Origin of the sequence: Joostella sp. (assembly GCF_048266025.1) — a bacterium.
Classification (GTDB): domain Bacteria; phylum Bacteroidota; class Bacteroidia; order Flavobacteriales; family Flavobacteriaceae; genus Galbibacter; species Galbibacter atrarenae.
In genome coordinates this window covers 526,529-549,998 of record NZ_JBLXAF010000001.1, presented here as the reverse complement: position 1 = coordinate 549,998, position 23,470 = coordinate 526,529, and the positions used below count along the sequence as shown (strand labels likewise).

Annotated in this window: 15 protein-coding genes; 6 read left to right on the top strand and 9 right to left on the bottom strand. The window is 33.7% G+C overall.

What is annotated here, in order from left to right; genetic code table 11:
- The first annotated feature begins 77 nt into the window (after positions 1 to 77).
- Complete coding sequence (locus ACN0TY_RS02275) at positions 78 to 791, top strand: SDR family oxidoreductase (RefSeq protein WP_417443201.1); 714 nt, start codon at positions 78 to 80, stop codon at positions 789 to 791.
- Between the two features lie 2 nt (positions 792 to 793).
- Here ACN0TY_RS02275 and ACN0TY_RS02270 read toward each other — a convergent pair whose 3' ends face one another.
- From ACN0TY_RS02270 to ACN0TY_RS02250, 5 genes are all read right to left on the bottom strand, one after another.
- The gene (locus tag ACN0TY_RS02270) at positions 794 to 1,639 is read right to left on the bottom strand and encodes an alpha/beta hydrolase family protein (RefSeq protein ID WP_417443200.1); all 846 of its coding nucleotides are present in this window, start codon (positions 1,637 to 1,639) and stop codon (positions 794 to 796) included.
- Complete coding sequence (locus tag ACN0TY_RS02265; protein WP_417443199.1) at positions 1,629 to 4,394, bottom strand: PD-(D/E)XK nuclease family protein; 2,766 nt, start codon at positions 4,392 to 4,394, stop codon at positions 1,629 to 1,631. The genes ACN0TY_RS02270 and ACN0TY_RS02265 overlap by 11 nt, the downstream gene beginning before the upstream one ends.
- A gap of 110 nt (positions 4,395 to 4,504) precedes the next feature.
- Positions 4,505 to 5,854, bottom strand: coding sequence for an OmpA family protein (locus ACN0TY_RS02260; RefSeq protein WP_417443198.1), 1,350 nt, complete (start codon positions 5,852 to 5,854; stop codon positions 4,505 to 4,507).
- A gap of 109 nt (positions 5,855 to 5,963) precedes the next feature.
- Positions 5,964 to 7,157 (bottom strand): glycine C-acetyltransferase, encoded by a 1,194-nt coding sequence (gene kbl / locus ACN0TY_RS02255; protein ID WP_236957433.1) that lies wholly within the window; start codon positions 7,155 to 7,157, stop codon positions 5,964 to 5,966.
- 38 nt (positions 7,158 to 7,195) lie between these two features.
- Entirely contained in the window at positions 7,196 to 10,258 is a 3,063-nt protein-coding gene (locus tag ACN0TY_RS02250; RefSeq protein ID WP_417443197.1) for a UvrD-helicase domain-containing protein, read from the bottom strand.
- A 183-nt stretch (positions 10,259 to 10,441) separates the two neighbouring features.
- Here ACN0TY_RS02250 and ACN0TY_RS02245 point away from each other — a divergent pair, with 183 nt between their 5' ends.
- Positions 10,442 to 11,050: a superoxide dismutase gene (locus ACN0TY_RS02245; protein WP_417443196.1), complete on the top strand. Its 609-nt coding sequence runs from the start codon at positions 10,442 to 10,444 to the stop codon at positions 11,048 to 11,050.
- 64 nt (positions 11,051 to 11,114) lie between these two features.
- On the opposite strand, the gene ACN0TY_RS02240 is transcribed toward ACN0TY_RS02245, so the two are convergent.
- Entirely contained in the window at positions 11,115 to 12,110 is a 996-nt protein-coding gene (locus tag ACN0TY_RS02240; RefSeq protein ID WP_417443195.1) for a DUF4421 family protein, read from the bottom strand.
- A gap of 229 nt (positions 12,111 to 12,339) precedes the next feature.
- Here ACN0TY_RS02240 and ACN0TY_RS02235 point away from each other — a divergent pair, with 229 nt between their 5' ends.
- Positions 12,340 to 14,877: a zinc-dependent metalloprotease gene (locus ACN0TY_RS02235; protein WP_417443194.1), complete on the top strand. Its 2,538-nt coding sequence runs from the start codon at positions 12,340 to 12,342 to the stop codon at positions 14,875 to 14,877.
- A gap of 81 nt (positions 14,878 to 14,958) precedes the next feature.
- Positions 14,959 to 15,969, top strand: a complete 1,011-nt coding sequence (locus tag ACN0TY_RS02230) for an LLM class flavin-dependent oxidoreductase (RefSeq protein ID WP_417443193.1) — start codon at positions 14,959 to 14,961, stop codon at positions 15,967 to 15,969.
- Between the two features lie 128 nt (positions 15,970 to 16,097).
- Here ACN0TY_RS02230 and ACN0TY_RS02225 read toward each other — a convergent pair whose 3' ends face one another.
- From ACN0TY_RS02225 to kduI, 3 genes are read right to left on the bottom strand one after another with little or no spacing between them, the layout of a single operon-like run.
- The gene (locus ACN0TY_RS02225) at positions 16,098 to 17,270 is read right to left on the bottom strand and encodes a DUF4861 domain-containing protein (RefSeq protein WP_417443192.1); all 1,173 of its coding nucleotides are present in this window, start codon (positions 17,268 to 17,270) and stop codon (positions 16,098 to 16,100) included.
- Between the two features lie 7 nt (positions 17,271 to 17,277).
- Positions 17,278 to 18,072: a gluconate 5-dehydrogenase gene (locus ACN0TY_RS02220; protein WP_417443191.1), complete on the bottom strand. Its 795-nt coding sequence runs from the start codon at positions 18,070 to 18,072 to the stop codon at positions 17,278 to 17,280.
- Positions 18,073 to 18,906 carry a 5-dehydro-4-deoxy-D-glucuronate isomerase gene (gene kduI / locus ACN0TY_RS02215; protein ID WP_236957425.1) on the bottom strand — a complete coding sequence of 278 codons (834 nt, stop codon included), beginning with the start codon at positions 18,904 to 18,906 and terminating at the stop codon, positions 18,073 to 18,075.
- Between the two features lie 292 nt (positions 18,907 to 19,198).
- On the opposite strand from kduI, the gene ACN0TY_RS02210 reads away from it, so the two are divergent.
- Together ACN0TY_RS02210 and ACN0TY_RS02205 are read left to right on the top strand one after the other, a co-directional pair.
- Complete coding sequence (locus ACN0TY_RS02210) at positions 19,199 to 20,221, top strand: LacI family DNA-binding transcriptional regulator (protein ID WP_236957424.1); 1,023 nt, start codon at positions 19,199 to 19,201, stop codon at positions 20,219 to 20,221.
- A gap of 201 nt (positions 20,222 to 20,422) precedes the next feature.
- Positions 20,423 to 23,467: a SusC/RagA family TonB-linked outer membrane protein gene (locus tag ACN0TY_RS02205; protein WP_417443190.1), complete on the top strand. Its 3,045-nt coding sequence runs from the start codon at positions 20,423 to 20,425 to the stop codon at positions 23,465 to 23,467.
- Positions 23,468 to 23,470 lie beyond the last annotated feature (3 nt).

Sequence of the window (23,470 nt, the reverse complement as noted above, 5' to 3'; positions counted from 1 at the left end):
TTCTTTTAAGAAAAGAATAACGTAGCTTGTTTTTTACTCTATTTCCTAGCTTTTATCTTTATATAAAAATTAAACAAATGGATTTAAAAGGAAAAGTAGCCTATATAACAGGTGGAACAAAAGGAATAGGATATGGCGTTGCAGAAGAGCTTACAAAAGCAGGTATGAAAGTGGCTATTAGCGGTCGTAAATTAGAAGATGCACAAAAGGCAGCTTCCAATTTAAGTAGTGATAGTAATTTAGTGCTTGGTTTATCTTCTGACGTCACTAAAATTCAAGACGAAAAAGATGCTGTAAAAAGTATTTTGGATAAGTGGGGGCAGTTAGATGTAGTTCTTGCAAATGCAGGTGTTGGTCATTTTGCTCCAATTGATGAGTTAGAAGACGATGCATGGCATCAAATGATAAATACAAATTTGAACGGTGTTTTTCATACGTTAAAAGCGTCTGTAGAAGCTTTAAAAAAATCTTCTGGTTATTATATAACATTAGCAAGTTTGGCGGGTACAAATTTCTTTCCAACAGCAGCTGGTTATAATGCTACTAAATTTGGTGTTGTAGGATTTACACAAGCTGTCATGCTAGACCTTAGAAAGTATGATATCAAAGTGTCAACTATTATGCCTGGCTCTGTTGCTTCTCATTTTAACGACCATACTCCATCTAAAGATGATGCTTGGAAAATACAGCCTGAAGATATCGGACAATTAGTATTAGATTTATTAAAAATGAACCCAAGAACGTTGCCTAGTAAAATTGAAGTGCGACCAACGCGTCCAGATAAAAAATAATTTTATTTAACAATAAAATTTATCGAAGCTTCTACAACCTGTTTCATGTGTTGTGGGAGCTTTTTTTCTTCCCAAGGATGTTTTCCTCCAAAAACATGATCAGCTTCATCAATTACTAATAATTCGCTTTTTGAGCTCCAATTATGCAAAGCTTCTCCTTCTCTTAAATCTACAGTAGGATCTTTTGTGCCGTGTATAATTAAAAAGGGGATATCAATATTTTCTGCTGAATTTTTTATTGTAAAACGTTCTTCATTTTTGATGAAGTCTTCATAGAACTGATAATAATGAGGCAGTTGCTGTTTAGTTCTACTATTTTCAATGTAAATAACACCTTGTTCCTTCCAATATGCGCGTGCTTTTTCATCTGCAAATCGAGCTTTAAAATCGCTAACACTGGCCCATGTAATTAATTTAGTAATTTTCTTATCTTCAGCAGCTTTTATTGTTACAATACCACCGCCACGAGAATGACCTATTAATGTAATATCAGAAGTATTTATTTTTTCTGAGAGTTCATTATTACTACTTATTATCCAATCGATAACGGTTTCTAAGTCGTCTAATTCTATTGTGAAATTATTTAGTGCGAATGCTTCCAAATCTGGAAAATCTATTGGCTGTTTCACGGTACCTCCATTGTGAGAGAAATTAAACTTAACAAAGCATATGCCGTTATTTGCAAATTCTTTAGCGACTAAATCCCAATATCCCCAGTCTTTAAATCCTTTATAGCCGTGACAAAAAATTACAATTGGTTGCCCATTAATCTCTTTGTTGCAATATGTGTCTACTAGAATTGGTCTTTTGTGTTTACCTTCTAATACTATGTTTCTGTTAATATGCATGTGTTTGGATTTCTTTTTCCTGAAATGGAATTTCTTTATTGAATATTTCTAACACTAAGTTGTTTAATTGCTCTATAAAAGCATTTTCAATTTCAGCATTAATTTTAAGTGTTTTAGTTGCTTTACTGCCTGGACCGTCTTTTTTAGTAAACTTTAAAATGCCGCCTCTTATGTTTTTAAAAGAAATGATGCCGCCTTGAAATTCATTATAAATACTATTTTTTTGCATCATGTATGCATAACAAAGAATTTGAAATGCTTTGCTGTATTTGTAATCCTCAGTTAAACATTCCCAATCTATAATTTCAACATCTTTTTGTTCTACTTTTCCTGTTTTGTAATCTATAATATTGATAACTCCATCCACTTCCTCTACACGATCTACTTTCCCTTTTATAAAAATAGGGAAATTCAATTCTTTTATGTGGAGCTCCGTTTTAAGATTACTTTCAATTTCAATTATTTTTACAATAGCTCCTTTTTTTATTCTTTGTTCTTCAAAAGTTAGAAAATTCTCAATATATCTTTTAGCAACATAATAAGATATTAAATTTTTACCTCTTAATGATTTAGTTTCTGTGTATGATTTTGAAAAGTGAATCCCAACTTGTTTATCGAGATCTTTACGCATTTTCTTGGTGTCTTCAAGTGTAACTATTTTACCTTCTAATGGCTTGTAGAAAAACTCCAAAGTATCATGCACAATGGTTCCCAACGTATTTGCTGCTATCGTCTCTTCGACCTCTTCAACTTGCCTTATTCCTAAAACAGACTGTGTGTAAAAATCTAATGGATTTCGAACATAGTTACTTAATGAAGTTGGTGAAAACCCTTTTTCAGCAACTTCCTTTAATTTATTTATAACCGCCGCGCTTTTATTGATAGTTGCTAATGTTGTTCTGTCATTTTTTATGGTTGGACTAGCAATAGTTTCTGTAATAGTATGCTTAGGCTCTTTAAGCATAGTTAGTTGTTGCAAAAGTCTACTTTTCTCTCCCCCTTCCAAAGCATCAGGCTCCGTATTGTAAATGAGATATATGTTTTTTGCTCTTTGTAATAACCTATAAAAGTGGTACGAATAGATGGCATCTTTTTCTTTATAAGTAGGTAATCCGAATGCAGTTTTTAAATCAAAAGGAATAAATGAACTGTTTGTTTTTCCTGCGGGAAGAATACCTTCATTAACTGAAGTTAGTATAACCGTTTCGAAATCTAAATTTCTACTTTCTAGCATTCCCATTATCTGCAATCCTTGTAACGGTTCTCCTTTAAAATCTACTGTTTCACTAGCAAGTAGTTCTACATATATTTTTTTTAGGGTTTTAATTCCTGTAATCGATTTATATTGATTGTTAAAAGTTTTTAGCTGATTAAAAACCTCATAAAAGCGATAAAGGTATTCAAGGAATAATGGATTTCTTTGTTCATCGCTGGTATATGTTGCCTTGAGGGATAAGATTATAGAAATACAGTTTTCAATTACTGTATTTATAGAAATTCCTTTTTTATCTAGGAATAGATTTGCTTCTTTTTGGTTTAATTCATTTAAAGAATGTTGATTGATGTATATAAGATTTTCCTTTTTAATCTTCTCAATTAATTCATTGCTTTCCTTGCTAATATTTTCTAGAAGTGAATTACTTATTGGGTTTGAGAGTATGTTTATCACATCTTGATAATGCCATAATTGATCGTTTGTTTTGTCCCACACATCCAGTAATGTTTCAAAAAAAGAAGCAAATGGAGATAGGTTTAAAGGAAAACCACTTGTAATATTAGCTTTCTGAATTTCTGGTGGGATGCTATTTAAAACCGGAGCTAATAGGTTTTCATTTCCTAGTACAATTGCCGTATTTTTTATAGCCCCTTTAAGATTTTCTAAAATAGCTCCAACATATTTAGCTTGTCCTACATTTTTAGGTACTCCTATTATCTTGATATTTTTTTCTTCTGAAAAGTGATTGCTTGTTATTTTAAATTCGTTTTCGATGAAATGAGGCCAATTCTGTTTGTAATCCCTGAGGAATAAACTAGCATCGTGTTCTGTATTTTCTAAGAACACTTTATCAATGTCCCAAAAAACATCTGCATTCGTCTTTTTTAGAAAAAATTGAATAATATTCTTTTCAGCATTATTTAGCGCGTTAAAACCGATAAAAACATGCTCTATCTCTTTATGGCTTTCAATGAATGATTCTATATTATCATTTGCTTCGCGGTATATCATTCCCTGATATCCGATTCCTTTATCTACTAAATGCTTGTTGAAAGTTTTGTAATAGAGGTCTAATTTTTCCCAAAACTTAAGATAGTTTTTTTGCAGTTCTGTTTTCTCCTCTACATTGGTCCAATGGAATTGATCTAATTCTTTAATATTGAAAAGGTGAGAAAAGAAAGTTTCTGTATCTATTAAGTATCGATCTATTTCATTAAAATCTTGTAATATGGTTTGAGACCAAGATGTAAATGAATAAAAATCTTCCTGTTGACTTTCTGGCGTGATTTTTTTATAAACCTCATAAAACTCAAACGAAAGCTGAATGTTTGAAGCTAATTTAAGATTTGCTAGCTGTTGTACAAACTCTTCAATACTAATAATGTTTGGGGCAATGGTAGTTTTCTCTACTATATTTAAGAGCTCATTTTTTAAGAATGTAACAGCCCTTTTGCTGGGAAGTATAATGGTAAGGGATGGTAATTGTTCCTTATGTTTAGTATATATCTCTAAAGCTACTTGAGCTAGGAATGATTTCATGGAAAGTAATTTTCTTCCACTAAATTACCAAAATATAAAGTATTATAAATAAAAAAACGCTCCGAATATTCGGAGCGTTTTCATTATATGTTTTGAACTAATTTAGTTAATTACTTAACTAAGTTAATCTCAACTCTTCTGTTTTGAGCTCTACCATCTCTAGTAGAATTCGAAGCGATTGGCTTAGTTTCACCGTAACCAGCAGAAGATAATCTGAATCCGTCAATTCCGTTAGATACTAAGTATTCTTTAACAGAAAGTGCTCTAGACTCAGAAAGTCTTTGGTTAAGAGAATCACTACCAGTACTATCTGTGTGACCGTCTACAGTAAATTTAGCATTTGGATACTCATTAAGAATTCCAATGATATCAGCTAATACTTGTTTAGACTGAGGTTTGATAGTAGATTTACCAGTATCAAATAAGATAGTTTTAGCATAGTTATTTAATGCTTTCTGAACTTCAGCAGATAACTCAGGACATCCGTCGTTAGCTACAGTTCCAGGAGTTTCAGGACACTTGTCATCTTTGTCAAGTACACCGTCACCATCTTTATCTGGACAACCGTTTGTAGCAGCAGGACCTGCAACTTCAGGACATTTGTCATCTTTGTCAGCTACACCATCTCCGTCAGAATCTGGACAACCAGCTAATTCTTTAAGACCTGGAGTATTTGGACACTCATCTTGAGGATCAGCTACACCGTCTCCATCAGAATCAGGACAACCGTTCATAGCAGCAGTACCAGCTTCGTTTGGACAAGCATCTTTAGAATCTTCGATACCATCTCCATCAGAATCAGGACAACCGTTGAAAGCTTTTAAACCAGGTACTTCTGGACAAGCATCGTCTTTGTCATATACACCATCTCCGTCAGAGTCAGTACCACCAAATTTGATAGCAAGACCAGCTAAGTGCTGGAAGTGAGGAGTAGAGTAGTCTTCGAAAACATGTTTGTAACCTGTTTGTAAAGTAAGACCTAAGTTTTCAGTAAACCAGATGTTCATACCAACACCCCCATTAAGAGTACCAGCTCCGATTTCGTCTAACCAAGTGTAACCCCCACCAATCTCGATGAAAGGATCGATTACGTGACCTTGAATGAAGTTGTACTTAATAGTACCGTCAACTCCGTAGTAAGATAAATCATCAACTGAAGTATCTCCAAGGTTTTCAATTTTGTTTAATGATCCACGAACTCCTAAAGATATTCCACTACCTACGTATTTAGAAACAGATACGTAAGAAATAGAAGGTAGAATGTTCCAGTGATCACTTGCGTTAAAATACTCGTCGAACCAAGATTCTGAAGCATATGGTCTATCAGAATTTGTTGGGTATGCATCAACTGCGTTTACCCCAAAAGCGATTTGCCATGGATTGTTCTGGTCTTGAGCATTCATGTTGCTAATCCCTACAAAAAGGAAAGCAGCAACTAGTAATTTGCTAAGATGTTTCATGTTCAATTATTTAATTTTAAGTGTTAATTTAAAGACAAATGTAAGTTGTTATGATTTATTAACAAAAACAAATATATATTTTTTTAGTTAAAATAAAAAGAGAGGTTCCCTAAATGACCCCTAGATCCTTACCAACTTCGGTAAATGCATTTATTGCCTTATCCAAGTGTTCTCGGGTGTGCGCAGCCGATAATTGCACTCTAATTCTTGCTTTTTCTTTAGGTACAACGGGAAAGAAAAAACCTATAACGTAGATACCTTTCTCAAGCAGCTCTTCGGCCATTTTCTGCGATAATTTGGCATCATAGAGCATAACTGGTACTATTGCAGAGTCTCCATCGATGATGTCGAAACCTGCTTTTTTCATCCCATTTTTGAAATATGCAGTGTTTTCTTGTAACTGATCTCTAAGGGTGGTACTTTTAGTTAGCATGTCAAAAACTTTAATCGATGCGCCAACAATATTTGGAGCTAGAGAATTTGAGAATAAATACGGACGTGAGCGCTGACGTAAAATTTCTATAATTTCTTTTTTTCCGGTAGTATAACCACCCATAGCTCCACCAAGTGCTTTACCAAGTGTTCCTGTAATGATGTCTATTCTATCCATCACTCCTTTTTCTTCTAGCGTACCTCTTCCAGTTTCTCCGATAAACCCTGTTGCATGGCATTCGTCAATCATTACCAATGCATCATATTTATCAGCTAGATCACAAATTTTATCAAGAGGAGCTACTAACCCATCCATGGAAAAAACACCATCTGTAACGATAATTTTAAAACGTGCTCCGTCTTCATTTGCTTGCTGTAATTGCTTCTCTAAATCTGCCATATCGCTATTCTGATAGCGGTAACGCTTAGATTTACAAAGTCTTACACCGTCAATAATAGATGCGTGGTTTAATGAATCAGAAATAATAGCATCTTCAGCAGTTAATAACGGCTCAAATACACCTCCATTAGCATCAAAAGCTGCAGCGTATAATATAGTATCTTCAGTTCCGTAAAAGTCGGCTATTTTCTCTTCTAATTCTTTATGTATGTCTTGAGTTCCACAAATAAAACGTACTGATGACATCCCAAAACCATGAGAGTCTAAAGTGTCTTTAGCGGCTTGTATTACCTCAGGATGAGAAGATAAACCAAGATAGTTATTGGCGCAAAAATTAAGAACTGTTTCACCTGTGTTAATAGTGATTTCTGCTCCTTGTTGCGAAGTGATAATTCGCTCCTTTTTATAAAGACCAGCTTCTTTAATTTCTACTAATTCTTTTTCTAAATGTTCTTTTATTTTCCCGTACATGTTCTGTTGTTTTTTGCAAAGTTAAAGGTTTAGGTTAATTATACCTTTATTATCTCGATATTATCATTTATAAATACTAATAATTTTTCTTCTACTTCATAGCCTACTTGCGCTAAGGCATTTGCGTAGCCGTTAATTTGATTTTTATATTTGTCTGAAAATCCTCCTGTTTTATAGTCTATTATTGTTACTTTATTATCCTTTTCTACAAATCTATCTGGTCTTAGAAAAGTTCCTTCTGAAGTAATAATTTCTCTTTCATTATATATTTTATAGGCTCGAGTATAATACTTTTTTAAGCTAGATTCTTCTGTTAAATCTGTAAGATATTGCTTAAATGTACCACTCTCTTCTTTTTCAATCAGGCCATTTGCTACCGCTTCATCAACAGTAATTTGAATGTCTTCTTTGTAGAATATTTTTGAAAGTAAATAGTGGTAAATATTCCCTTTGTCTATAGCCGTTTTTTGTTTAGTATCCCATAGCGATCCACTTTTTGTAATCAGTTCAAAAGAGTTTCCAAAAGATGAATTACTGATGAACGGAATTGTTTGAGATAGTTCTGTATTCATACTTTTACCTTCAGACGATCTTTGATGGTTTCCAAGGCTGTAATTATCTTGGGTGTCTTTCCATAAATCTTCAGATTTAAGGAAGTTTATAAAGAGTCCTGCAAAAGTCTTCACATTCTCTACGCCCCCTGCAGAAATGTCTCTTTTGCAAATTATATAAAGTTGCTCTACAGCCCTTGTAAGCGCTACATATAAGATATTTAATTGATCTAGCTCTTGTTTTTGATCATAATCGCTTACCAGTGCTTTTCCTGTTTCGTTAATGTTTTCGATTGCACTTTTTTTGCTGAATAATGCATAGTCGACTCCAAACAGGTCTTTTTCTACAGGAAACCACATTTTAAAATCTCTGTCGTTATAAATACTGGTATCTGCAAACGGATAGATAACCACTGAAAACTCTAAGCCTTTAGACTTGTGAATTGTCATTAATTGTACCGCGTCTGAAGATTGAGGTGCAACGATGCTTAAAGCGTCTTTTTTAAGTTCCCAAAAGGCTAAAAAGCTACTTAAACTGTCATTGTTGTTTTGTGAAAAAGCTAAAATTTCATCTAAGAAAAATTGTAAATAAGCTTCCGATTCTTCAGCCAAATTAAATGTATTAATGGCATATTCTACAGCATTATAAAACGGTAATTGTAGAAAGTAATTTGGTTTAAAGTCTTGTTCTTCAAAAACTAATTCTAAATTCGAGATGTACTTTTCATAAAAGCTATGTAGCTCCTCAACTTTATTTTTTTCAGCTAAGAAACGCAGTATATTCAAATGAATTTCTTTGTCTTCGGGTTGATTGAAATAGGTGATTAAATCAATCAAAAAAGCAATTTTCTTATCGTTTTTCAGCAATAAAGATTCCGAAGAAATTATTGGGATATCATTTTCAGAAAGGTAATCTGCAATAGTCGTTCCTTGCGCTTTTGAACGAGTTAAAATACTTATATCGTTATATGTAAAACCTTTATCTAAAGCATCTTTTATAGCATCTAAAGTGGCTATACAATAGAGGTTGTCTTCACTTTCTTTATTCTCTTTCGGATCTATAAAATTAAAATTCACATAACCTCCAGGCTTATTATTCTGCTTCTGAAAACTATGCTTTTCGAAAAGGTCTTTATAAGTGTCGTTATTTAGAAATTGAGAAATATGTTGAAAAAATTGATTGTTAAACTTAACAATTTCGTCATAACTCCGGTAGTTTGTAGGTAAAGACGTAACCTCTTTATCAGCGTGAAAAGGATTCTCTTCGTTATAAAGATCTATAAATTGCTCTGCCTTACCTCCACGCCATCGATAAATAGCTTGTTTCGCATCTCCCACAATCATCAAGCTGCCTGTTTTGCCACTTGGCAATTCTGCTTCTAAAGCATTAGAAACGAGGGGTTGTATATTTTGCCACTGCATGGTAGATGTATCTTGAAACTCATCTATAAAATAATGCTTGTATTTTTCCCCTATTCGCTCATAAATAAAAGGTGCAGGCTGATTTGCAATTGCGGAAGAAATAAGCCTATTGAATTCCGAAATCAATAGGAGGTTTCGTTCTTCTTTAATTTTGATAAGCTCTGCATTAATAGCGCTTAAGAGTGATAATGGAACTAAATTTTTATAAAAATTATTTAGAAACTCTAATCGGAAAAATCCAGTTTTTATATTTTGAAAGTCTTCTGCAATGCGCGGTTGTAAATTATCTATTGTAGTGGTAGTTCCTAAATTCACTCTTTTTGGGTACAAAGGATCGGTTGCTATTTTTTCCTGCCACTTTGCATTGAATTTTATTGATGTGTAGTTTTTAGATACAATTTTTTGTAAAAAACCAGGAAGGTATTTTCCAGTAAAATCTGTTATTTCAAGTCCTTTTTTAGTAAAAGTTTCTAAGAGCGAAGTAGCTATAGTTGTGATATCTTCTTCTTGCTGATTTATCATTTCTTTTAGCTGCTTGCCTAGATTTTTAAAATCTTCAAGACTCTTACCTTTCAAAAGTTTAATGTGTTCTATATATTCTTCTTTGGAAAGTAGTTTTGCAATCTCTTTAAGATCTCTAGCAACGTCCCAACTTTTATCATTATCAGTTTTTTCTAAAGCGAAATCTATAAGTATTTCTGTAAGTATTTTATCTTCCCCTGCCTGATAAATTAAGTTGTCTACAGCTTCATTAATTAGCGTTTTTTCGTCTAGAGAAACTTCGAAGTTTGTAGGAAGTTTAAGATCAAAAGCAAAGGTTCTTAACAATCGATGGTTGAACTTATCAATTGTAACGATATCAAAAAATGCGTAATTATGAAGGATTTTGGTAAGTACTCTTTTTGCTCGTAGGTGTAATTCTTCATGAGAAATAGAGAGTTCTTCAGCAATAATATTAAAAAGAGGTGTTGGGTTGTTTAAAATACTTTCTTCTGAAAAAGCATGAAGACTTGTAAGCACACGTTCTTTCATTTCATTCACTGCTTTATTGGTAAATGTAATGGCTAATACTTGTTTGAAGGCATGAAGATTTTTAGATCCTAAAAGAATATTTAGGTATTTTTTCACAAGGGTAAAGGTTTTACCCGAACCAGCTGAAGCATTATATATTTGAAAAGGCGCAGAATTCAACATAAAAAGTTTATTGCAAAATAGGGAAACTCTATGAGTTATTAACAAATAATTACCATGTTTTCGATAGCTTTTTATTAAATTTGAAGAACGAATAATATTAACTAAAAAAAGATAAAAATGGCTTTTGATTTACCAAAATTACCGTACGCATACGACGCTTTAGAACCACATATTGATGCAAGAACTATGGAAATTCACCATACGAAGCATCACCAAGGATATACATCAAAATTAAATGCTGCTATTGAAGGTACAGATTTAGAAGGAAAATCTATCGAAGAGATCCTTAAAAATCTTGATATGGACAATGGAGCTGTTAGAAATAACGGTGGTGGTTTCTTTAACCACAGTCTTTTCTGGGGAGTAATGTCTCCAAACGGAGGAGGAAAACCAACAGGAGAATTAGCAGCAGCAATTGATGCAGCTTTTGGTTCTTTCGATAAATTTAAAGAAGCTTTTACAGCTGCTGCAGGAACAAGATTTGGTTCAGGATGGGCATGGTTATGTGTTCATAAAGGAGGAAAAGTAGAAGTTTGTTCTACTCCAAACCAAGACAACTCGCTTATGACAGGTGTTGGTTGTGGTGGAGATCCAATTTTAGGATTGGATGTTTGGGAGCACGCTTATTACTTAAACTACCAAAACAAACGTCCTGATTATATCTCTGCATTTTTTAATGTAATTAATTGGGATAAAGTAGCAGAATTATATGCAGCTAAGAAATAATAAGCTAGCATTATTCTTATAAAATAATAAAGACAGCTATTCCATTTTTGGAGTAGCTGTTTTTTTATAGCCCTACTTTTTTCTGTAGCTTGTTCATTTTATCGAGTACTTTTTTAGGTGCATTAAAACGATAACCAATATGAAATTCTGCATACGCATGTTGATCAGATAATTTGTAATCACCATCAGTATTGTGATTAAAAGATTGAGAATTGATGTTTATTCCGGTAAAGAAGTTTGCTATATTATATCCTAAACCAAGCGTTAAATCTGCTTGATAATTTAACCCATCAGACGTTGTTTTTTCATTGTTAGATTTTGATGTAGTGTGACTATAGCCAATCCCTAAAAGCAAACCAGATGTAACAATAAACCGTTTGTTTATAACCCAATTGTAAAAATAAGATGGTCCAATAGTGATATCAAAAACCTTATCTTTACTTGATGACTCGTTAGAAATTTCAGAATAATAATAACTCAGTGTAGGCACGAAGCTACCAGCGCTACTTTTTTGCCATTCGTTTTGTTTGAAAATAGTTCTGAAAGAAAAATTTTCATTGAAAATATAAGATGTGTTTCCGCCAATTCTTGTTACTTTAAAATCAGGGAAAATCACATTCTCTTCACCAATATTTAGATCACTTACATCTACATAAAATCCTTTTGTCTTGCTGTATTCAAGATTTTGCATCCATTTTTTGTAATAGAAGCGAGTTCCTAAATTAAAATATGTTGTTTTTCCATTTTCATCGTCATCATCATTAAACTTTAAGAATGCAGGGGTGTAACCAACGTTTATCTCTATAAAGCGAAAAAGCAATGAAATATTAGAGCGCAATCGTTGATTTGGACCAATAGTAATAGAAAAATCGTCAGATGGATCTGTTAATTGGTATGAATTACTATCGTTTGTAAGACCTAAGCGAAGGGTTATTTTATCGGGGTACTTAGTAATGTTTCCAGTTTCTGTAGAAATAGTGTCTAGTTTTTTTTCTTGTGCCTTTAGTCCGTAAGCAAGACCAAGAAATAGGATTGATAAAAGTGAATATTTTAATTTCACAAAAACTAAAATTAGATGAGTTGGTTATAGTAAAGTTATCGAACAATAACTTAGTTTCCTAATAATCTGTTAAGCTTGTACTTTAAGTGTTAACTCATTCCTAATCAATAAGAAGTATTTATTTCAATTTTTATATCTTTAAGATACCTATAATTACCTACAAGATATTGTAATGCAGTTGTGTAATATTTTTATTACATATTTATTTTTTAATTTGAATGCATTATATATGAAAAAGCATATTTTTCAAAAAAGTATATACTTTGTTCTTCTGATGTTGTTTTTTGTTTCCTGTGGATCTCAAAAGGGATCTCAATCTTCTGATGCAAAAGGAATGTCATTCGAGCCAACTGCTCCTTATGCTGAAGTGATTCCGGAGGATTCAGAAACTAAGAAAGGGCTCTTTATAGTTCATAAAGTAAACGAAGATTATTATTTCGAGATTCCAGATAGTTTACTAAATCGTGAGATATTGGTAGTAACTCGATTTATAAAAACTCCTGGAGGCGCTGGGAATTATGGTGGTGAAGAAATAGGTGAAAAAACTATTTTCTTTGAAAAAGGCCCTGCAAATAAAATATTTCTTAGAGTTTCTACATTTGTCAGTCAGGCTAATGAAGAAGATGCTATTGCTAAGGCTGTAAATAACTCTAATGTCACTCCAATTTTGGAAGCTTTTGATGTAAAAGCACGAAATAAGGATAATTCTACGTCTGTTATTAACGTTACAGATTTTATAAATAGTGAAAATAATCTTTTGGCATTGAGTTCTGGTCGGAAGGAAATCTACAATCTTACTTCATTAGAAAAAGACAGGTCTTATATCTCTGCAATAAATAGCTACCCTATAAATACTGAGGTAAAAACGGTTAAGACCTACAATGCTAGTGTTTCGCACAATGATAAGAAAAGTTTGCCCGCAGCGGCATTATCTGGAGTTGTTACTTTAGAGTTGAATAATTCATTTATTTTATTACCGAAAGAGCCTATGAAGAAGCGATTTTACGATCCTCGGGTTGGGTATTTTGCTAGCTCATATTTTTTATATGGTGATGATCAACAAAAGGTTGATAAAAATGTATACATACACCGTTGGCGCTTAGAGCCAAAACCCGAAGATTTTGAAAAGTGGAAGCGTGGTGAATTAGTAGAACCTAAAAAGAAAATAGTTTATTATATAGACCCTGCAACCCCTAAAAAATGGCGTCCTTATCTTATTCAGGGAATTAACGATTGGCAAGAAGCATTTGAACAGGCTGGTTTTAAAAATGCCATTGTAGGGAAAGAGTGGCCTGTGGGAAATGACTCCATGAGTTTGGAAGATGCTCGGTTCTCAGTTTTGCGATATTTTGCTTCACCTTCAAAAAATGCATACGGGCCTAATATTATTGACCCTCGAAGTGGAGAAATATTAGAAAGTCATATGGGTTGGTATCATAATTTAATGAATTTACTTCATAATTGGTACTTAATTCAGGCAGGAGCTGTCGATGAAAGAGCTAGAAAAATGACTTTCGATGATGAGTTGATGGGAGAGCTTATCCGTTTTGTGTCCTCACACGAAGTTGGGCATACGCTTGGGCTTCGTCATAACATGGGTGCTAGTTATGCAACTCCCGTTGAGCGATTAAGAGACAACGATTGGCTAACTAAAAACGGACACACAAGTTCTATTATGGATTATGCTCGTTTTAATTATGTAGCACAGCCAGAGGATAGTATTTCCGTTGAAAATTTAATGCCAAGAATTGGAGATTACGATAAATGGGCAATCCAATGGGGGTATTCCCAGTTTAAAGACAGCCTTTCTTCAGAAGAGGAAAATGAGAAATTGAACGCAATGGTGATCGATAGTATTTCTAAGAATTCTAGACTTTGGTTTGGTGGCGAAGGGCGCGATTTTGATCCTCGTTCTCAAACTGAAGATTTAGGTGATAATGCAATGGTAGCTTCTTTCTACGGAATTGAAAACTTAAAGCGGGTAGTTCCAAATTTAATTCAATGGACAAAAGAGGAGTCTGGAGGGAATTATAACGATTTGGATGAAATATATACCGATGTGGTAAAACAATACAGTAATTATTTATTCCATGTAGTAAAAAGCATAGGAGGAATTTATGTTACTCCAAAATCTAATATTGAAGATGGGGACGTGTATAGGCCTGTTTCTAAAGCGAAGCAAAAGGAGGCACTGTTATTTATCAATAAGTATGTTTTTAATGAGCCTACATGGCTGTTAAATGATGAAATTTTAAATAAAATAGAAGAGCCGAATGCTAAAAGTCCTACAACCGAAATGATGGAAAGTCTTATGATGACACTTTTGGGAGGTAGTAGAATGAGTAGAATTTCTTTTATTGCTGACAGGTATAATTTTAATGATCCATATACACCAGAAGAATATCTAAATGATGTTAGTAGTTATATTTGGAGCGATTTGGATATGTTTTATAATCCTAATGATTATGAGCGTAAACTTCAGAAAACTTATGTATCGGATATGATTGCCTTGTATAAGCCTGAAGAGGCGCAAGGACCGTTGGCGGGGTTAATGGCAAAACTTTCAGAAGAAAAGACATCGAATACAGATATTCGGTCGCTAGCTTTAAACAATTTGATAAATCTTGAAAGAAGGATTAATAACCTTTTGCCAAGTGTGTCTGATAAAGTTTCTAGAGCACATCTTCAGTATTTATTAAAACAGATAGAAGACGTTGTAGGGGATACAAAATCTATGGAGCGTACCTTTCGCCCGATTACAAATTAAGGAATGTAAGGTGTTATTTGTAAGTAATGATAGATTTATCGACCATTTATAATACGCTTTGAAATAAAAATTGATTATTAAATGACTAAAAATATATTACAAGACACAAAATTCTCTGTACTCGATTTAGTTCCCGTTGCTCAAGGGAATACTCCTATTCAAGCAATGGAAAATAGTTTAGATTTAGCACAGCATACTGAAAAATATGGCTATCATAGATTTTGGGTTTCCGAGCATCATAATATGGAAAGCCTTGTAAGTTCAGCTACGGTAGTTTTATTAGGTTATTTGGCTCAAGGAACTTCTTCGATACGGATTGGTTCTGGTGGGGTAATGTTACCAAATCATGCGCCGCTTATTGTTGCTGAGCAGTTTGGAACATTGGCAACTTTATACCCTAATAGAATAGATTTAGGCTTAGGAAGAGCTCCGGGAACAGATCAGCTTACTGCCCAAGCGCTAAGACGAGGAAAGCAAGAGAGTGTTCAAGATTTCCCTAAGGATATTGAAGAATTGCAACAGTTTTTCTCTTCAGAAAATCAGCATTCTAAAGTGCGTGCCATTCCTGGAGAAGGGTTAGATATTCCTATTTATTTATTAGGATCGAGTACTTTTAGTGCGCAATTAGCTGCTGAAAAAGGACTTCCTTATGCGTTTGCGAGTCACTTTGCACCTGCACAACTATTTAATGCACTCGATTTATATGCAGAAGGTTTTAAGGCTTCTGAAGAAAATAAAACACCATATCCTATGGCTTGTGTAAATGTTATTGCTGCAGAAACAGATGAAGAAGCAGAGCGTTTGGCTACAAGTTTGTATCAATTTGCAATGGGAATAATTACCAATACGCGTAGACCATTACCAGCGCCTATTGATTCTATGGAAGGTGTTTGGACGATGGAGCAAGAAGCGATGATAAAAAATATGATGTATTTTACATTTATTGGCTCTAAAGATACAATCAATACGGAGCTTTCTAAGTTTGTAGAGAGTACAGGAGTGAAAGAAATTATAGCTGTTTCTCATATTTATGACCATCAGGCGCGTTTGAAATCATATGAGATATTAAGCGAAGTTTTTAAAGGTAACTAATTTTATTCCTTTATCCTTCAGGAAGTATTATTGCTGATCCACTTTTCTTTAGCTGTGGGTTTTATAACACAAAAAACTTGGGAAATGCCCAAGTTTTTTGTTCAATTTATATATTTAACTAGCTTTTCTTAATTCAAAGAAACTAATAATGGAGTCTGGAGTTTTTTAGAAAAGTCAGAAAGATAGGCTTCCCATTCTTTTTGGTTTTTAAATTGTTTGCTCTTTTTCCATCCAAAGCCAGCATAATAAACAACTTTTCCTTGCTCAAGATTTAACTCAGCATAAAGATTACTTTCGTCTTTTTTAGAGGTGATATATTTTTCAAACTCGATAATATTATCTTTATCAGTAACAACACCAAGACCCAATTCTGAATCTCCATGTGGTTCCCAATAGCTCATCCATCCCTCTTCTTTATTGGTATTCGTAACTCCCTTCTGTTGATGAAGTGTAATTCCTGTTGAAATAGAGTTTACACCATCAATGTGGAGTTCAAATCTTGATAGATTTTGACCATAATCTAGAGAAATATGCTTTTCTTCTGAAATAACATTTCCGTCTGCGTCCCAATCTTTATAAGTTAAAACAAAACTTGTTCTAATTGGGCCATTGGTAATCGTTTTCCAAGAAGAGAAATTTTTAGAAAGGTAATAAGTGGTATCTACTTTTTTAGCTATTCCACCAATCCCACGACTTTTTCCAACATGGAAATTATCTAAACCTTCACCAGTGTCTTTATGATAAGACCCTTTGCCAGTAACGGTCTTTTTATACCATTTGTTAATGATAGGGTAATCAACGCGCTTAAGCCAAGCATCAATTCCGCTAGAAAGTGTACCTCCAGGAACGCTATCTTCTACCATTTTTTGAGCAACAGGACCGTAAGTTCTAAATGCAACCTTATTATTTTCCCATGCATAATCGTCTGTACGTTCTGGCACAAAACGAGAATAGCAATATGAGGTAGTGTCTTTACTTACTTCTTCTGTTACTGGGTAAATCTGAAACTCCTTTTTTGAAGAAGCTTCTATTGAAGGTTGGAATATAATTAGATCCCATTTACCATCATTATCTTCGTCTATTAATTGAGAAGTAACTTCTTTACCTTCTTCAATATCACGAATTCTCCAGCTATTAACTCCGTTGGTAGCATTCTGCTTCAAATCGCTAAGTCTTACCTCAACAGTTTCGTTCGTTCTGTTGATAGCAAGCTTGTTTTCTACAGTAATTATGTTTTGCTCTTCACTGCACGAAGAAAGAATGATTGCTAATATAGTAAGGGAATATATTAAAGTTTTCATGGTTGGTTTAGTTTTCGTTAGCAGGTTTTCCTATTGTAGCTAAAATTCCACCATCAACATATAAAATGTGTCCGTTTACAAAATTACTAGCCTGAGATGCTAAAAATATAGCTGCTCCACCAAGATCTTCTGGAGCTCCCCATTTTGCAGCAGGAGTTCTATTGATTATAAAATCATTAAACGGATGTCCATCAACACGAATCGGAGCCGTTTGCGAAGTTGCAAAATAACCAGGTCCAATCCCGTTAACTTGGATGTTGTGTTTAGCCCATTCTGTAGCCATGTTTTTAGTCAGCATTTTTAAACCTCCTTTGGCAGCTGCATAGGCACCAACAGTGTTTCTACCAAGCTCTGTCATCATAGAGCAGATATTGATAATCTTACCGCTTTTTCTCTCTATCATTCCTTTTACAACATGTTTCGATACAATAAAAGGAGCAACAAGATCTACATCGATAACCTCTCTAAAATCCTCTACTTCCATTGTTTCTAATGGGATTCTCTTAATAATACCCGCATTGTTCACAAGGATATCAATAGCGCCCACTTCTTTTTCAATGGAAGAGATTGCTTTAGATACATCGGCTTCATTTGTAACGTCAAATTTATAACCAAAAACTTTTATATTCTCGTTTTGATACTCTTTAATAGCATCATCTATTTTTTGCTGTGAAGAGTTGCCATTTATAACAATAGTAGCTCCTGCTTTTCCAAGCTGCATTGCCATTGCCATACCCAATCCGTGGGTAGCACCAGTTATTAATGCAACTTTTCCTTCTAAGTTAAATAACGATAAGCTCATCTATCTTAATTCTTTAATTTTTGCAACATCCATATCAGCATAATCTAAATTTTCTCCTGCCATACCCCAAATAAAGCTGTAATTTGAAGTTCCAGAACCAGAGTGGATAGACCAAGGCGGTGAAATTATTGCTTGATGGTTGTGCATCCATACGTGTCTAGTTTCTTGTGGCTCACCCATGAAATGGCAAACAGCTTGCTCTTCAGGAATATCTAAATAAAAGTAAACCTCCATTCTTCTATCGTGAACGTGTGCAGGCATAGTGTTCCAAACGCTTCCAGGTTTAAGTTCTGTAAGCCCCATTTGTAACTGGCAAGTTTCTACAATACCTCCAATTATCAATTGGTTAACAGTACGATGATTTGCAGTTTCTAAAGAACCTAATTCTAATTTATTAGCTTCTTGCATTCCAACCTTTTTAGTTGGTAGCTCTTTATGTGCAGGTGCAGAATTGAAATAGAATTTAGCGGGATTGTTAGCATCGCTACTTTTAAACACAACATCTTTCTTTCCTCTACCTACATATAAAGCTTCTTTATGTTCTAGTGTGTATACTTCACCATCTACAGAAACTTCTCCTTTTTCTCCAACATTTATAATTCCTAATTCTCTTCTTTCAAGAAAATATTCAGACTTTAATAAATCTACAGTTTCTAATTTCAACTCTTTTTTAGGAACTGCCGACCCTGCTATATATCTGTCATAGTGAGAATATGTTAAACTAATCTCATTCTCCTTCATTAGATCGTTAATTAAGAAAGTATCTCTTAATTGCGTGGTGTCCATCTGCTTAACTTCATTAGGACTAGAAGCATATCTTTTGCTATAAATCATTATTCAATTTTTTATAATTTATTTCTTAACGTATAAAAACAAATATAAAAAAATATACAATCGATTGCAATTAAATGACATAAGTTTGTGATACTGAATTCTTAATTTTATCCTAAAACCGATGTTTTTTTCATTTTTGTCAATTAAATTCTCTGATTTATATGAAATTCGCTTTAATTTGTGTTGTTAAACATATTTTGCTTTTGAATCATAAAAAAGGTGACTGTACTTTCAAGATCTGTCGAGCTCTTGTTATTATTGTTGACTTATGAGTTTATAAATTTTTAAATAGATGAAGAAAAATAAGCCTACGATACACGAAATAGCAAGGCTATTAAATATAGATAGTTCCACTGTTTCAAGAGCTTTAAATAATAGTAATTTAGTTACAAAAGCTACTAAGGAAAAGGTTCTAAAAAAGGCAAAAGAAATTGGGTATCAAAGAAATCTTTTAGCATCAAACTTAAGAAAAAGTAGGTCTAATACTATTGGAGTAATTGTACCTAGAATTTCCCGTCATTTTTTCTCATCTACAATTGCTGGTATTGAGGAAGCTGCATATACTCACGGTTACAATGTTGTTATTGCACAATCTATGGAGCAGTTGGAAAGAGAAAAAAGAATTGTAGGAAATCTAATTTCTAATCGTGTGGATGGAGTGTTAATTTCTGTGTCTATGGAAACTTCAGAAAGCAACCATTTAGATAGGTTTTCATTAGGAAATATTCCTTTAGTTTTTTTTGATAGATGTATTCCTGGCGGGAAAAACAGTAAGGTATTGATTGATGATTATAAAGCCTCTTTTGAGGCTACTTCACATTTAATTGAAGTTGGTTGTAAAAACATTGGTCATATTGCTGGTCCTAAATCTTTAAATATATATAAGGGAAGATTAAAAGGGTATAAAGAAGCTTTAAAAGCGAATGACATTCCTTTTAATTCTAAACTAGTGCATACTTCCGCTTTAAATGAAAAGGATGGATATGAAGCTGCAGAGAAGCTTTTGAGTGAAAATAAAAATTTAGATGGTATTTTTTCTGCAAATGATGTGGCAGCCATCGGTGCGATGAAATATTTAAAGTCAGTAGGAAAATCTATTCCAAATGATATAGCAGTAGTTGGTTTCAGTAATGAGCCAATATCTGAAGCCATTGAGCCTTCTTTAACAACGGTAGACCAGTCTGGCTACGATATCGGTAAAATAGCCTGTAATCTTTTAATTGACAGTATAAAGGATGAAGGAGATGATGTTTTAGCTAAGACAATTACACTAAACCCAACTCTTATTAAAAGAGATTCTACTAAAAGAGTTTAGTTAAAAACACAGTATGTTTCTGAAGATTTAAAAGTTGAATTAACTTTTAAATTATGAGGTTGTCAATAATAACAGTTGTTTTTTGGTATATGCGTATTTTTTTGAATGTTTTTTATCGAAAAAATCATACAATCGATTGTATGATAACTTTCATTTTGTATTATTGTAGGACATAAACTAACAATTATACATAACTCAGACATGAAAAAACAAAGCTTATTTAAAGTTTTGGTAGGTAAAAAGATGCTCTTATTAGGGCTTTTTTGTTGCTTATCATTATTCGTAAAAGGCTCAGATTTTGAAAATCCGATACTTCAGAAAGTGGTATCTGGTATTGTTCAAACAGAGAGAGGAGAACCGTTGCCAGGGGTTTCGGTAACTATTGAAGGTGTAAATGCCGGAGTAGTAACCGATTTCGATGGTAATTTTGAAATCAATGTAGCATCTAATAGTGCTGTATTAGTATTTAGCTATATTGGTTTTACTACAGAAAAAGTAACAGTTGGTAATCAATCAACAGTAAAAGTAATTTTAAAAGAAGACGTATCGCAGCTCGATGAAGTTGTGGTGGTAGGTTATGGAACACAAAAGAAGAGTGACATAACAGGATCTGTTTCTTCAGTAAAAGCTGAAGAATTGGATGCATTCCCTGTTTTAAATGCAGAGCAAGCTTTACAAGGTCGTGCTGCGGGGGTTGTTGTTCAATCTAACAATGGGGGTGAACCTGGAGCGCCAATTTCTGTGCGTGTTAGAGGTAATACATCTATTGGAGCAAGTAGTGCAGCTTTAATTGTAGTAGATGGGTTTGTAGGAGTACAAATGCCACAACAAGCAGATATTAAGTCGATCGAGGTGTTAAAAGATGCCTCTGCAACTGCTATTTATGGTTCCAGAGGTTCTGGAGGGGTTATTTTGGTAACTACCAAAAAAGGTAGAAGCGGAAAGATGCAAATCGAATTAAATACCTCCTATTCAGTACAGAATGTTTCCAATCAATTGGATTTATTAAATGCAGATCAATTCGGAGCGTTTAGGCAAGCAATTAGTCCTAGTTATGTTCAAGGACCAGCAGATATAGATTACCAAGATCAGATATTTAGATCTGGAGGGGTGTCTAATAATCAATTGTCATTTTCTGGTGGATCAGATAAAATTAATTATTATGTATCAGGAAATTATTTTAACCAAGAAGGTGTTGTTATCAATTCTGGTTATGAGCGTTTTTCTTTCTTGAGTAATATAGACGTTCAGATGACAGATAAATTAAAACTTGGTTTTAGTGGATTTGGAAATCGTGGAAATAAAGATGGTGTGTCAAGTCAAGCTGGATCTGGAGGAGCGCAAGAAGGAGATGTTATTTCTTTAGCATATCGTTTTGCACCAGATACCCCTATCCAAGATGAAAATGGAAATAATACTACGAATCCTGTTGGTGATGCTTTTGATAATCCTGTTGCTATTGCCAGAGAAACGCAAGATGATTCTACTGTAGATGATTATCGAGCGAATTTCTTTGCTGAATATGAAATAATTAATGGATTGTCATTTAAAACGACCTTTGGTTATAGTACTACAAATAGTATGAGAGGTGTGTTTAAACCTTCTACTTTACTTTCTACAGCAGGCGGAGCAGGAGGAATTGCAAGTCTTAATACAACAAAATCAACAAACATACTTTCCGAAAATTACTTAACATATAATAAAGAGTTCGGAAAGAATAATTTCACAGCATTAGTTGGTTATTCTTATCAGAAGGAGAAATCTCTATCTTTTGGAGCTGAAACTCGTGATCTTATTAGTAATAGTATTTCTTATTATAATTTGGAAGCTGGAGCCAATGCTCAAAAACCAACTTCAGCAAATATTCAAAGCGAGATAGTTTCTCAATATGGGAGGTTAAATTTTACTCATGATGATAAATATTTATTAACCTTTACGGTGAGACGAGATGGTTCGTCAAATTTCGCTAAGAATAATAAATATGCAATATTTCCATCCGGAGCAATTGGTTGGACAATTTCTAATGAAGGTTTTCTTAAAGACAGCGAGGTTTTATCTAATTTAAAACTTAGAGCTAGTTATGGTGTTACAGGGAATCCATCTATTCAGCCATATCAATCTTTAGCATTTTATGAGTCCATTTATTCAGCACCAGGAGATGAAATTACAAGTGCTGTAGTTCCAGATCAGTTAGCTAATCCAGATTTAAAATGGGAATCTTCTTATCAAACTAATTTAGGATTAGACTTTGGATTTGCAAACAATAGAGTAAGTGGTTCTATTGACCTTTATAATATAGATACCAAAGATGTTATTCTAGGGGATACTTCAGCACCAGAATATTTTGGACTGTTAACATTAGCAGCCTTAAAAAATGTTGGGGAGATCAACAATAAAGGGATTGAAATTAGCTTAGTAACTAAGAACATTATTAAGGATAATTTTACATGGACATCAGAATTTAACTGGGCAAAGAATAAAAATGAAGTTTCAAAATTAATAGATGGAGCTGATATATTTTTAGATTCTTCTCCAGGATCTTTCTTACAAAACCAAACTCATGTGTTAAGAGAAGGAGAGCCTGTTGGTGTTTTTTATGGATATGAATATCAAGGAGTAAATCAGGGAGGTACGCTTCCAGCGGGTATTGCAGGTTATGAAGGAAGTGGAGCTGGAGATGAACTTTTTACAGACCTTAATGGAGATGGTGTTATTAACACAGATGATAGAAAAATTATAGGTGATCCAAATCAAGATTGGACTGCAGGTTTTAATAATAACTTCACCTATAAAGACTTCGATTTAAATATCTTTTTTCAAGCAGCAGTTGGAGGAGATATATTTAGTTATACTTTATTAGAATTGGCTTCTGGGGAGTCTAATGCCACTACGGAAGTTCTAAATGCTTGGACTCCTACAAACACAGATACAGATGTGCCTTCTGCGGCAGTTCGTGAAAAGCGTGTTACTTCTAGGTTTGTTTATGATGGTGGTTATGTACGCCTTAAAAACTTATCGTTGGGGTATAATTTACCTGCTAGAGCGGTAGAGAAATTAGGAATGCAAGGGATTAGATTCGGAATAAGCGGACAGAATTTACTAACGTTTACCGATTTTCCTGGAACAGATCCTGAGGCAAGTTACCGAAGCCAAGGGAGTCAGAATGGTAACGTAAATAAAGGGTTTGACTATGGTAGTTATCCTAATATACGATCTCTGACACTTTCTTTAAATCTAAAATTCTAATAT